Here is a 12,301-nt window from a genome sequence, read left to right as displayed (position 1 = left end):
ACCCCTAGGACGGGTCCCACCACCCGCGGCGAGCCGCCAGCACACCTGCCTGGAACCGGCTCGTCGCGGACAGCCGGGCCATCAGTGCCTGGATCCGCCGCTGCACGGTCCGGTAGCCGATGCCGAGCTGCCGGGCGATCGCCTCGTCCGACAGCCCGTGCGCGAGCAGGGATACGATCCGCCGCTCGACCTCGCTGAGTGGCGGGTCACCGCCGCGCACCTCCTCGGCCACCGCCGCGAACGGCTGCGCCTGCGCCCACAACATCTCGAACAGCGTGGACAGAGCGTCCAGCAGGGAGGAGGGATGCACCAGGATGCAGGAGTCGAGCACCCTGGGCGTGGCACGCAGCGGGATCAGCGCGAGGTCGTCGTCGGAGAGGATCATCTTCATCGGCACGTTCGGGAAGATCCGCACCTCTTCACCGGCGGCCACGCCGCGCTCGATCTTCTCGGCCTGTCCGTCCACCCGCAGCATGCCGCGTTCGTGGATGAAGCGCCGCCGGACGCCGCGGTCGGTGACATTCGCGGTGGAGGAGATCTCGGCGCCCTCGGCCGCCTGCGCGTACGGCGGGGCGTCGATGCCCCGGATGACGTCCTTGGCCCGCCGCAGGAGCTGCTGGCCACACCGGGCCACGGCATCGGGCCCCGAGATCACCTCGATCAGCTCGGCGGCGTCCCGGCCGGAGCGTTCCCTGCGGTGCCGCTCGCCCAGGTGCTGGGCCAGTGCGCGGACGCGTTCGATGTCGCGTTCGCGGGCCAGCAGCAGCACCTCGATGGCGGGCTCCGGCGGCAGGGCGGCGTACCGTACGGGCTGGCCGGGCACGCGGCTGATCAGCCCGCGGTCCTCCAGCCGCTGTAACACCTTGCCGAGGACATCCGGCTCGACGGTGGTCATCCCGGCCAGCTCGTTCTCCGTGAGCGGGCCACCTCCCACCAGCGCCAGGTACGCTTCCTCGCCCCAGTGATCGACTCCCAGCACCTCGAGCACGATGACTCCTCGCTCCCCGCCCGGCTCCGGGGAGATGCTAGAGGAGTCACATGACCCGCCTGTTAAGGCATCCCGGCAGCGCCCGCCAGGTGGCCTCCGAGGCGGCCGGCACGTCGCCGGCCGCGCCCGGGTCGGGGATGATCTCCGTGCTGCCGTTCTTCCGGGTCGGCACCAGCTACGCGGACGGCTCGGTCACCCTTCGGCCTCGCCGAGGGCGACTGGGACGGGCGTGCGGGTGGGGCGCCGCCAGGGCCCGTTGAACAGCACGATCGCGGGGATGAACAGCACGAGACAGCCCAGCGCCACGAACAGCCACGTCTGCCAGTTCGTCGCCTCCACCACGTGCGGGATCACCAGGAGCCCGACCACCGCGATGGCCTTGGAGAGGAACCCGAACAGCCCCCACGCGGTGCCCTGCAGCCGCGGGTCGGCGTCCTCCGCGTCCTCGGAGTAGTTGGCCATCCAGGGCGCGTACGCCACCCCGAGCGAGCCGCCGAGCAGCGCGCCGACCACCATGAGCGTGCCGGTGGAGACGTCTTCCTGGCCGAGGGAGACGGCGAGGTAGGCGGTGACGAGGACGGCGGCGATCGTTCCGCCGAGGGAGAACGGCTTGCGCAGCTGGGTCCGGTCGGACAGGCGGCCTGTTACGATCAGCGTGATCAGATTGAGACTCCAGAACGCCGCCATGATCGTGGATGCCTGAGCACTGCTGATTCCAAGCGCGCCGACCAGCATCGTCTGCCCGAAGAGCGACAGCGTGATGTAGAGCACCAGCCACAGCGAGATGCCGATGACGTGCGCCCAGATGTTCCGCCTGGCGAAGAGTGAGCGCATGCGCGCGGGCTTGGTGAGGTCCACGACCTGAGCGGCGTCCCGCTCGGTGTGCTGGATCCTGGCCCGCAGCTCGGGAGACAGGTCCGCGATGTTGAACGCGATGACCGCCGAAATGACGAGCGAGAAGCAGCCCATGATGACGAACTGCGAGCGCCACGAGTCGTTGAAGATCGGCAGGGTCAAGCCCGCGATGGCCGCGGCCAGGAAGTTCGCGCCGACGGGGCCCCAGGTCCAGAAGCCGAAGGCCTGAGCCCGCCCGAGGCGCGGTGAGAAGTCGCGGATCAGCGGCGCGGTGCTGGCCATGGCCACACCGTCCACGAAGGCGAGCACGATCCTCGCGATCAGCAGGTCGCGCGGGCTCTGCACGAGCGTCATGGCGAAGCAGCACACGGCCGTCAGGGCCATGAGCGGGATGAGCAGCCGCACCCGGCCGATCCGGTCGGTGAGCCTGCCGCCCAGGATGGAGGCGATCGCCCCGGCCACTGCCGCGGTGCCCGACACGGCGCCGTACGTGGCCAGCGACATGTTGAGATCTTTGAGCAGGAGGGGCACGACTGGTGCGATCTGGCCTTCGTAGGAGCCAATGAGAATGGCCAGCACGGCCATCGTGAGGATCTTCATGCGTCGGGCGCCGGTGGGGTATTCGTCGAGCTCGCGGACGTAGGACAGCCTCATGGCTAGCCTTTCTGTGGGCTGGATCCCCCGTCAATGGTTCTAGAAGTAAGCTCTAGAATTCATTTCTGTGATGCTGCCCCTCACTGAGCCCGGCGTCAAGAGTGAGCCCGCGGCCAGTGGCTAGAATGAAATTCTAGGATCATCCTTGAGTAAGGAGTGGCGTGTTGGACCTCGAACTCGACGGCCTCGAAGTCTCCTTCGACCACACGGCCGTGGCCGCTCCCCGGATCAGGGACCTGCTGCCGATCTACCGCGACCTGCTCGGCGGCCGGCACCTGGGCGGTGGTGGCGACAACCGGGTCGCCGGTTATCGCACGTTGCAGCTCACATATCCCAACGGCGGCAAGGTCGAGCTCATGGAGCCACTGGCCGGATCGACGTTCTTCGACAGCTTCTTCGAGCTCACCAGGGGCCGGGGCGGCGTCCACCACCTGAACTTCCACGTTGACGACCTGTCGGCGGCCGTCACCATGCTGACCGCCCGCGGCTACCGCCTCCACGGCCTCAATCAGGTGGATCCCCGCTGGCGGGAGGTGTTCCTGCACCCGAAGGAGGCCCACGGCGTCCTGATCCAGCTCGCCCAGCCGGGGCCCCGCGGGCCCGGCGAGACCCGCCCGGCCCTGGAGGAGGTGCTGGCCGGCCTGGGGAGAAACGGCAACGGCATACCTAGCCCTTGAGCCCTTCCCGCCGTGCGCTGGGCTCGAGAGTGTTAGCTCACGCCTCGGGCGCGGCACTTGCCGGGGCGGGGCGGTGCAGCTAGCACGGGCATCCTCGGCGGTCGCTGATTGATTGGTTGACCGTGTGGCGGGGATGGCACGCGATGGAGCGCCTTTCCCTCGAAAGGCACAGGCAAGAGGAGGGGGTCGCGATGGCGAGGTTCATGGACGTGCACAGCGGGTTCGTGGGCGTCACGGAGGAGCAGCTGCGTGAGGCGCATGAGCGTGACCTGGCGATGGAGGACGCCGAGGGCGTGCATTTCGAGCACGCCTGGATGGACCCCGAGTCCGGCAAGGTGTTCTGCCTGTCGTCCGGCCCGTCCAAGGAGGCGGTGCTGCGCGTGCACGAGCAGGCCGGGCATCCCACGGCGGAGATCTACGAACTGCCGGTCGAGGTGGGGTAGCCGGACACGGATCGAATGGGCGGCCATCGGTCGCCCGTTCTTGCTGTCCGTCAAATGGTCTTGTCCTGAGTTTGTAGTACTTTTATGGGACTTGTCGGCCCTGCATGCCCATGTTCACGCTTACCGGCATGCCGCCACGTTCACAGCCCTCAGGGGAACACGACGTGATTCGCATCGCGGTGATCGACGACCACGAGCTCATCCGCCATGGCCTGGAATACCTGCTCCACCGGTTCGACGACCTCAAAGTCGTGCTCCAGGGCGCGGGGATCGGTGACCTGCGCGGCTCCGACCTTGATCACGACGTGCTGATCCTCGACCTGTACCTGTCCACCGGCGAGCCCTGCGTGGCCGAGATCAGGGAGCTGTCGGCGATCACCAGGGTGCTGGTCGTCTCGGCCTCCGGCCGTCCCGCCGACGTGCTCGCCGCCATCCGGTCGGGCGCCAACGGGTACGTCACCAAGGACGCCCCGGCCGAGCTCATCGTGAACGCCGTCCGTACCGTCGCCTCCGGCGGCTTCTACCTGTCGGCGGGGCTGGCCGACATCCTGCAGAACGAGCTCGACTCCCCGGCCTCCGAGGTCGGCCCGCCGCGCCTGTCGGCCAGGGAGGAGGAGACGCTCGCTTACATCGCCCAGGGCTTCACCCACGCCCAGATCGCCCGCCGGATGGACATCAGCAAGGCCACCGTGGACACCTACGTCGAGCGGATCAGGACCAAGCTCCAGATCGGCAACAAGGCCCAGCTCACCCGCGCGGCCCTGGACCGCCTCGAACGCCGCCATCAGCCATGACCGGACAGGTCCCGATGGGCGAGGACGGGCGGTCCGGAGGAGACGGAGGCGGGCGGTCCCCGGCCGGGCCGTTGGGGACCGGTGGGGATGAGTGGTCTGGGGCAGGCCAGGACGAGCGGTCGAGGTCTGGGCAGACCAGCGTGGGTGGGGTGGAGCAGTCCGCGGTCAGCAGGATCGAGCGTACGCGCGCCGTCACGATGATCGCTGTCCGGCTGGGCGCGCTGGTCCTGTGCGGGTCGCTCGAGCTGATCGACGACCCGCGCTGGGCTGGGGTCTGGCCGCTGCCCATCGTGGTGGTACTTCTGCTGCTGAGCAGCTTGGTGATCTGCGTGCTGTCCGGCGTGCGCAAGGTGCTCCCGTCCCGTGCGCTGCTGGTCATCGACTACGCGATCGTCGTCGTGGCGTGCCCGGTCATTCCGTGGTGTGCCCGGGAGCTGGGGGCCGACCGCTGGCCGGCCAGCGTGCTGCCGTACGTGCTGCTCGTCGCGGTGATGGTCGGCATTTCTTTCCGCACGATCCCGGTGGTGGCCGCCTGGACCGCCGCGCTGGGTGGTGCGTTCCTGCTCGGCGACATCCTGGGCACGGACGAGCCCTGGTGGACGGCCCTGCCGCACGTGGCGGGCATGTCGACGAACGCCGCCATGGCCTCCTACGTGGCCAGGGTCCTGACCCGCAACGCCCGGGACCTCGACCTCGCCAGGGCGGAGGAGGTGCTGCGTACCGCGCAGCTCTCGGAGGAGCGCGAGCGGGCCAGGACCGCGCGCGTCCTGCACGACCGGATCCTGCAGACGCTGGAGGCGCTGGTCAGGGACGGGTGGATCGCCGACGGGGGTGTGCGGGCGCAGGTCGCGGAGGAGTCGCAGTGGTTGCGTGCCTACCTGCGGGGCGACGACGGCGACCCGGAGGAGGACGTGCTGGCGGCCCTGGAAGCGGTGGTACGGCAGGCGGTCGGGCGTGGGCTGCACGTGGAGTTCAACGCCAGCCGATTACGGGCCTCCCCGGACCGGGACCGGATTCCGTGCGAGATCGCGGATGCGCTGGCCGGAGCGTTACGCGAGGCCCTGACGAACGTGGCCAAGCACGCGGGCGTCGGGCACGCCGTCGTGTGGGCGGAGAGCCGGGCGGGCGTGGTGACGTTGAGCGTGCTCGATCACGGGCGGGGGTTCGACATGGCGGAGCGGCCGCCGGGGCTGGGGATCTCGCGGTCGATCATCGAACGGGTGGCCTCCGTCGGTGGGGAGGCCGGCGTCGAGGCGGCGCCGGGGGAGGGCACCCACGTGTCGGTACGGATCCCGCTCAGCTGAGGCAGGCTACGCTCGCCAGGTCACCAGGGCGTCCAGGGCTTCGACGCGGGAACCCCTTGCCAGGAGCGGGTTGATCTCCAGGGACTCCAGGTCGTCGCCCAGCGCTTCCGCGAAGGCGGCGATCCGCGCCACGACCTCGGCTACCGCGTCCAGGTCCACGGGCTCGCCGCCCCTGGCGCCGTTCAGCAGCGCCGCGCCGCGCAGTTCGGAGAGCGCCGTACGTACCTCCCCGGCGTCCACCGGGAGCACCCTCAGCGCCGCGTCACGCAGCACCTCCACCCAGACCCCGCCCAGCCCGACGGCCAGCGTGAGCCCCCAGGCGGGGTCGCGCACGATGCCCACGAGCAACTCGACCCCACCGCTGCGCTGCGGCTGGACCAGGACCCCTGCCACCAGGTCAGGGTCCGGGGCCGCCGCCGCGGCGGTCAGCTCCCGGTACGCGTCCCGCACCGCCTCGGGCCCCGCCACCCCGAGCCGGACGCCGCCGATGTCGCTCTTGTGCCCGAGTCCTTCGGCGGCGAGCTTGAGCACCACCGGATACCCGAACCGATCGGCCGCCGCCACCGCCTCGGACTCCGCGTGCGCCAGGGCGGAGGGCACCACCGGCAGCCCGGCCGAGGCGAGGAGAGCGGCGGCACGATGCTCGGCCCACACGCGCTGTTCGGCCCCCTCACGTTGACCCGCGCCTCCCGCAACGGCACTCCCGGAAGGCGGCGGGGGAGCGGGACGGGTGGCCAGGGCGCGGGCGTGGGCCTCGGACCAGCGGACCGCCGCCCCGATGGCGTGCAGCCCGTGCTCTATCCCGCCCACCACGTACGGGAACCCCGTTTCCTCCTGCACCTGCCGCCCGAACTCCGTCACGTCCGTCAGCACGTTGCTCACCACCACGACAGGCACAGGGGAGGTGGCGATCCGCCGGGCGTTGGCCGAGTAGAGGGCGAAGACGGGCGCGGGATCGGGGGGTGCGACGCGAGGGAGCTCTGACAGCAGCATGATCAGGTCGATTCCCGGGTCGGCGGTCACCACCTCCAGCGCGCGGCCGAGCAGGGTGCGGTCGATGAGGACGTACCCGGTGACGTCGAGCGGGTTCTGCACGGTGCCGAAGGACGGCACGATCTCCGCCAGCCGCGCCACCGTCTCGGATGCGAACGCCGGCAGTTCCAGCCCTTCGTCCTCGGCCCGGTCCGCGATGATCTCCGAGGCCCCGCCCGAAGGGGTGACGACCCCGACGCGCCGCCCGGGCAGCGGCCCGCAGGAGGCGAGCAGCCCGGACGTGATGATGAGGTCTTCCAGCGAACGCACCCTGATCACGCCGAGCCCACGTAGCGCGGCGTCGATGACGTCGTCGTCGCCCACGAGCGCCCCTGTGTGCGCCTGCGCGGTGTGTGAGGCCAGCTTGCTGCGGCCGATCTTGAGCGCCACGATCGGCTTCCCCGCCACCAGCGCCCGCCGGGCCACCCGGGAGAACTCGGCCGGATTCCTGATGGTCTCGAGGAAGAGCGCGATGACCTTGGTCGCCGGATCGTCCACCAGGTGGTCGACCACGTCGGTGACGGTGACGACGCTCTCGTTGCCCATCGAGGTGAGCAGGCTGATGCCGACGTTGCGCGCCTGCGCGAACGCCAGGACCGAGCTGGCCAGCGCGCCGCTCTGCAGCACCACGCCGACGGCCCCGCGCAGCAGCGGCGGGGGGATGGGCAGCCCGTACGGGGTCACGGAGGAGGCGGCGTTGATGTACCCGTTGCCGTTCGGCCCAAGGATCGTAAGCTCATTTTCCGCAGCAAAAGCCGAAATTTCGGACTCCAGCCGCGCCCCCTCCTCCCCGGCCTCCCCGAACCCGGCCGTCAGGATCACGTAACACCGGATCCCCAGCTTCGCCCCTTCACGCAGCACCCCCAGCACGGCGGCCGTCGGCACCATGACGTACGCCAGATCGACCGGCGTGGGAATCTCCGTCAGGCTCCGGAAGGCAGGCGAGCCGTGCACGACGCCGCCACGCGGGTTGACCAGGTGGACGGGCCCGGAGAAGCCGTGCGTGCGCAGGTTGGCCAGCGTGCTGATCGACCATCCCGACTTGTCCGTGGCCCCGACCAGGGCGATCGAGCGCGGATTGAACAGTGCCCCGACCGACATGCGATCACTCCCCGATGAGCCCGAGCTTGGCGTGTCCCTTGATGAGGTTGCGTGCGATCGTGCGCCGCTGGATCTCGTCGGTGCCCTCGAAGATCCGCAGTAGCCGCAGCTCGCGGTACCACCGCTCGATCGGCAACTCCTTGGTGTACCCCATGCCGCCGTGGATCTGCAGCACCCGGTCCACCACCTGGTTCGCCATCACGGCACCGTTGAGCTTGGCGATCGAGGAGGCGTGCCGGGCGTCCATGCCTTCTTGCACGCGCCAGGCGGCGTACAACGTCAGCCACTTCGCCGCCTCGATCTCCACCTGGGAGTCGGCGATCATCCACTGGATGGCCTGGTACTCCGAGATCGTCTGCCCCATGGACTTGCGGATCTTGGCGTAGTCGACGGCCATCTGGAGCATGCGCTCGGCCGAGCCGATGGCCCGGGCGGGGATCATGTAGCGGCCCTGCCCGATCCACTGCATGGCCAGCTCGAAGCCCTTGCCCAGCTCGCCCAGGATGTTCTCTTCCGGTACCCGTACGTCCTCGAACACCAGCGACGCCGGTCCCCACTCGCCCATGGTCGGAATCGGCTCGGACCTCCAGCCCATGTCCCTGTCCACCAGGAAGCAGGTGACGCCGTGCTCCTCGGCCACGGCGAACACCATGACGAAGTCCGCCTCGCTCCCGTTCGTGATGAACGTCTTCTCGCCGTTGATGATCCACTCGCTGCCGTCGCGGGTGGCCTTGGTGCGGATGTTGCGGGCGTCGGACCCCGCGCCGGGCTCGGTGATCGCGAAGCAGGAACGGCGCTCGCCCTCGATGGTCGGGATCAGGTAGCGCCGCTTCTGCTCCTCCGTGCCCGCGTACAGGATGTTGTCGGCGCTGCCGCCGAACGAGAACGGTACGAAGGTCCTGCCCAGCTCCATGATGATGATCGCGGACATGACCGGGCCGAGGGCCGCGCCGCCGTACTCCTCGGGCGTGTTGATGCCCCAGAAGCCCGACTTCCTGGCCTTGGCCCGCAGGTCGCGCAGGGCCTCGGGGTCCAGCGCGGGACGGCCCTCGCGCTCGTTGCGCAGGACCTCGGGCTCCAGCGGCATGACCTCCTTCTCGACGAAGGACCGTACGGTGTCGCGGATCTGGCGTTCCTCGGAGCTGAGCGAGAAGTCCATCGACTCGCCTTTCTAGAATGAGTCTCTAGGAAAAGATTCCTAGCTTCAGTGCCGAACTGTCAAGAATCTGATTCTAGAATTTGCCGGGCTATAATCGGCGCGTGGCACGTAAGTCCTCGTGGGAGTGGAGCCGTACGGCCCAGACCCGCAAAAGCATGCTGCAGGCGGCTCGCGAGGTCTTCGGCGAGCACGGCTTCGCCGAGGCCAACGTCTCCGAGGTGGTCGCCCGCGCCGGGTCCAGCGTCGGGAGCCTCTACCACCACTTCGGCGGCAAGACCGAGCTGTTCCTGGCCCTGTACGAGGACCACCAGGCAGCGCACGAGGAGGCGTCGGCCTCCAGCGTGGCCAAGGCCAAGAAGGAGGGCGTGAGCGATCCCGTCGAGCTGCTGATCGCCGGGGCGCGCGCGTACCTCGCCGGGGCCTGGCAGCGGCGCGACCTGGTCAGGTTGTTCATCGAGGGGGATGGCCCGCCGGGGTTCGAGCTGATCCGCCGCACCCGTGGCCGGGAGTGGGTACGCCAGAACGCCGTGCTGCTGGGGGCCGGTGGGGACCCCCTCGACCGGTTCACCGTGGCGGTGCTGACGAGCATCATCGGGGAGGCGGCGCGAGAGGTCGCCACCTCCGATACGGAGGAGGACGCGCAGGAGGTCATCGAGGCGGCCATGACGCTGATCCGCCGCCTCGACCCCCTCAAGGTCCTGGAAGAGGACTGACCTCACTGACTGTCGCGCGCCCCCGGTCGAGCACGACTGTCCCGTCGTCCTTGGCCGTCCTGAACAGCACCTCCGCCCCGTCCACCCAGATCGACACGGTAAGCGACTCCCCAGGGAAGACCGGGCTGGTGAACCTCCCCGACATGGCCCGGAACCGGGCGGGATCCGACCCCGCCACCACGTGCAGCAGCGCCCGCCCCGTCACCCCGTACGTGCACAGCCCGTGCAGGATCGGCCGGTCGAACCCGGCCCTGGCCGCGAACTCGGGATCACTGTGCAAGGGGTTGTAATCGCCTGACAGCCGGTAGATCAGCGCCTGCTCCGGCCGCGTAGGGTACGTCACCTTGTGGTCGGGCGCCCGATCGGGAAGCGTCCACGGGTCGCGGGGCCCGCGATCCCCGCCGAAACCGCCCTCGCCCCTGATGAACACCGCGCTCCGCGAGGTGATCAGCGGCTCACCGGTACGCAGGTCCACGGCGGTGGCCGACGAGGTGACCAGCGCCCCTGAGCCCTTGTCGTAGATCCCCGTCACCTTGGAGGTCGTCCGTACGCTCCCGGCCGGCGGCAGCTCCCGGTGCAGTTCGAACGCCTGCTCCGCGTGGACCAGCATGGCCGGGTCGAAGTCGCCCAGCGGCCGCCTCGGAGCCTGCGCCGCCAGCACCGCGAACGTCGGCAGCACCCGCTGCCCCTTCTCCGTCGCGAACTCCAGCTCGGACGTCCCCGCCCCGACGCCGAGCGCGTACAGCATGGTGTCCTTGGCGGTCCACGTGCGCTCGTAGGCGGGACCCTCGACACCGACCAGGCCGTGGTCGAGTGCCATGTCAGTCCTCCCGTCCTGGGATGCGGCCGTTGGTCAGCGCGTTCGGCGCGGCCTTCTCGACCAGCGCGGGGATGACCGAGCCCAGCTCGGCCGGATCCCACCGCGAGCCCTTGTCGACGCCGGGACCCGCGTGCCAGCCCTCGGCCACGCTGATCACGCCCGCGCGCACGTTGAACACCCGCCCGGTGATCCCCCGGGCCTCCGTGCTGGCCAGCCAGACCACGAGCGGTGCGATGTCGTCGGGGTCGGCGCCGGTCGCGCCGGCAGGCATCAAGCCGGAGGTCATCCGGGTGAGTGCGGCGGGGGCGACCGCGTTCACGGTCACGCCGTACCGCTCCAGCTCCTTCGCCGCGATCACGGTCAGTCCCGCGATGCCGGCTTTGGCGGCGCCGTAGTTCCCTTGTCCGGGGTTGCCGTAGATGCCGGAGGACGACGTCGTGTTGATGATCCGGGCATCCACCGGCTCGCCCGCCTTGGCCCTGGCCCGCCAGTAGGCCGCGGCATGGCGCAGCGGCGCGAACGTGCCGCGCAGGTGCACCCTGATCACGGCGTCCCACTCGTCGGCGGTCATGTTGACCAGCATCCGGTCGCGCAGGATGCCGGCGTTGTTGACCAGCACGTCCAGGCCGCCGAAGTGGTCGATGGCCGAGCGCACCAGCCGCTCCGCGCCGTCGAAGTCGGAGACGTCCTCGCCGTTGACGACGGCCTGGCCGCCCATGGCCTCGATCTCCGCCACCACCTCGGCCGCCGCCGCGGACGTGCCGGTGCCGTCGACCTCCGCCCCCAGGTCGTTGACCACCACCTTCGCGCCCTGTCTGGCGAACTCGAGCGCGTGTCCCCGCCCGATGCCCCTGCCCGCTCCCGTGACGATCACCACGCGACCTTCGACGATCCCGCTCATCTGACACCTCGATCCTTGGGTTGCGAACTCAATTCTAGTATTAAAATCTAGAAATGATAGGGTAATCCTGACGCATCCCTACATGTCCGGGGCGGGTACGGTGGCGGACGTGGTTGAACGTTTCCAGCCCCAGCGACACGTCTACCCCCGGACGGTGCGATTCGCCGACATCGACTCCCAGGGCCACGTGAACAACGTGCGTTTCCTTGACTACCTCGAGGACGCGCGCTTCGGGATGTTCCATATCGATCCGTACAACGCGGGCGAGGAGCCGTTCAAGGGCCTCGTGGTGACCCGCCACGAAATCGATTACCGCCGCCCGCTCGGCTTCCGCGCCGACCCGGTGCGGGTCGAGACGTGGGTGACCGAGGTCAGGGCGGTGCGGTTCTCGCTCCAGTACGAGATCCGCGACGACCACGAGGTGTTCGTCACCGCCAGGTCGGTCCTCGCGGCCTACGACGTCGAGCGGGCCGGCCCGCGCAGGCTCACCGAGGGCGAACTGTCCTACCTCAAACGCTTCTCGTGAGGCGCTGGCTGATGCTGGCGCTGGGTGTCAACGCACACGCCAGCGTCACCTTAGGACTCTTCGGCCTGCCCCTCGTCATGCCAGAAATACAGCGACATTTCGGTGTTCCGTTGCCGGTGGCGGGCATCATCGCGAACGCCCCCGCCATCGGCATTCTGGTGGCGCTCGTCGCCTGGGGCGCGCTGGCCGACCGGCACGGCGAACGGCTGGTCCTGGGCACGGGGGTGGGGCTGGCCGCCGTGCTGTTCGCCGGGGTCGCGGTCGTCGGCCAGACGTGGGCGGTGATCGCGCTGCTGGCCCTGGCCGGCGCGGCGGGCTCGGCCGCGATGGTCGG

At 69.7% G+C, this 12,301-nt stretch carries 14 protein-coding genes; 7 read left to right on the top strand and 7 right to left on the bottom strand.

Features of this window, described 5'->3' with window-relative positions; translation table 11 throughout:
• Positions 1-4: 4 nt before the first annotated feature.
• Genes AB0J09_RS18040 through AB0J09_RS18030 form a run of 3 tightly spaced genes read right to left on the bottom strand, consistent with a single transcriptional unit; the run spans position 5 to position 2,497 of the window.
• Entirely contained in the window at positions 5-988 is a 984-nt protein-coding gene (locus AB0J09_RS18040; RefSeq protein WP_360691668.1) for a helix-turn-helix domain-containing protein, read from the bottom strand.
• A gap of 46 nt (positions 989-1,034) precedes the next feature.
• Positions 1,035-1,160 (bottom strand): hypothetical protein, encoded by a 126-nt coding sequence (locus AB0J09_RS18035; protein WP_360691665.1) that lies wholly within the window; start codon positions 1,158-1,160, stop codon positions 1,035-1,037.
• 20 nt (positions 1,161-1,180) lie between these two features.
• A complete protein-coding gene (locus tag AB0J09_RS18030) occupies positions 1,181-2,497 on the bottom strand; it encodes an MFS transporter (protein ID WP_360691662.1) in 1,317 nt (438 codons plus the stop codon).
• A gap of 161 nt (positions 2,498-2,658) precedes the next feature.
• Between AB0J09_RS18030 and AB0J09_RS18025 the strand changes: the two genes are divergently transcribed.
• The 4 genes from AB0J09_RS18025 (at position 2,659) to AB0J09_RS18010 (ending at position 5,715) form a co-directional block, all read left to right on the top strand.
• Positions 2,659-3,174, top strand: coding sequence for a VOC family protein (locus tag AB0J09_RS18025; RefSeq protein ID WP_360691659.1), 516 nt, complete (start codon positions 2,659-2,661; stop codon positions 3,172-3,174).
• A 191-nt stretch (positions 3,175-3,365) separates the two neighbouring features.
• Positions 3,366-3,617 carry an SCO4226 family nickel-binding protein gene (locus AB0J09_RS18020; protein WP_360691656.1) on the top strand — a complete coding sequence of 84 codons (252 nt, stop codon included), beginning with the start codon at positions 3,366-3,368 and terminating at the stop codon, positions 3,615-3,617.
• A gap of 164 nt (positions 3,618-3,781) precedes the next feature.
• Positions 3,782-4,411 carry a response regulator transcription factor gene (locus AB0J09_RS18015; protein ID WP_360691654.1) on the top strand — a complete coding sequence of 210 codons (630 nt, stop codon included), beginning with the start codon at positions 3,782-3,784 and terminating at the stop codon, positions 4,409-4,411.
• 149 nt (positions 4,412-4,560) lie between these two features.
• Positions 4,561-5,715 (top strand): ATP-binding protein, encoded by a 1,155-nt coding sequence (locus AB0J09_RS18010; RefSeq protein ID WP_360691652.1) that lies wholly within the window; start codon positions 4,561-4,563, stop codon positions 5,713-5,715.
• A 6-nt stretch (positions 5,716-5,721) separates the two neighbouring features.
• Here the strand turns inward: AB0J09_RS18010 and AB0J09_RS18005 are convergent, their stop codons facing one another.
• Complete coding sequence (locus tag AB0J09_RS18005; protein WP_360691649.1) at positions 5,722-7,848, bottom strand: acetate--CoA ligase family protein; 2,127 nt, start codon at positions 7,846-7,848, stop codon at positions 5,722-5,724.
• 4 nt (positions 7,849-7,852) lie between these two features.
• Positions 7,853-9,007: an acyl-CoA dehydrogenase family protein gene (locus tag AB0J09_RS18000; protein WP_360691646.1), complete on the bottom strand. Its 1,155-nt coding sequence runs from the start codon at positions 9,005-9,007 to the stop codon at positions 7,853-7,855.
• Positions 9,008-9,108: 101 nt separating this feature from the next.
• Between AB0J09_RS18000 and AB0J09_RS17995 the strand changes: the two genes are divergently transcribed.
• Positions 9,109-9,720 carry a TetR/AcrR family transcriptional regulator gene (locus AB0J09_RS17995; protein WP_360691643.1) on the top strand — a complete coding sequence of 204 codons (612 nt, stop codon included), beginning with the start codon at positions 9,109-9,111 and terminating at the stop codon, positions 9,718-9,720.
• Here the strand turns inward: AB0J09_RS17995 and AB0J09_RS17990 are convergent.
• The gene (locus tag AB0J09_RS17990) at positions 9,698-10,540 is read right to left on the bottom strand and encodes a MaoC/PaaZ C-terminal domain-containing protein (RefSeq protein ID WP_360691640.1); all 843 of its coding nucleotides are present in this window, start codon (positions 10,538-10,540) and stop codon (positions 9,698-9,700) included. The genes AB0J09_RS17995 and AB0J09_RS17990 overlap by 23 nt on opposite strands.
• 1 nt (position 10,541) lies before the next feature.
• Complete coding sequence (locus AB0J09_RS17985; RefSeq protein ID WP_360691637.1) at positions 10,542-11,441, bottom strand: SDR family oxidoreductase; 900 nt, start codon at positions 11,439-11,441, stop codon at positions 10,542-10,544.
• A gap of 109 nt (positions 11,442-11,550) precedes the next feature.
• Between AB0J09_RS17985 and AB0J09_RS17980 the strand changes: the two genes are divergently transcribed.
• On the top strand, positions 11,551-11,967 hold the full coding sequence (locus AB0J09_RS17980) for a thioesterase family protein (protein ID WP_360691634.1): 417 nt from the start codon (positions 11,551-11,553) through the stop codon (positions 11,965-11,967).
• Positions 11,964-12,301, top strand: a 338-nt coding sequence (locus AB0J09_RS17975; RefSeq protein ID WP_360691632.1) for an MFS transporter, incomplete at its 3' end; no start/stop codon positions are given. The genes AB0J09_RS17980 and AB0J09_RS17975, both read left to right, overlap by 4 nt.

This window comes from Nonomuraea sp. NPDC049784 (genome assembly GCF_040659615.1).
Taxonomy (GTDB): domain Bacteria; phylum Actinomycetota; class Actinomycetes; order Streptosporangiales; family Streptosporangiaceae; genus Nonomuraea.
This window is presented reverse-complemented; position numbering and strand designations above follow the sequence as displayed.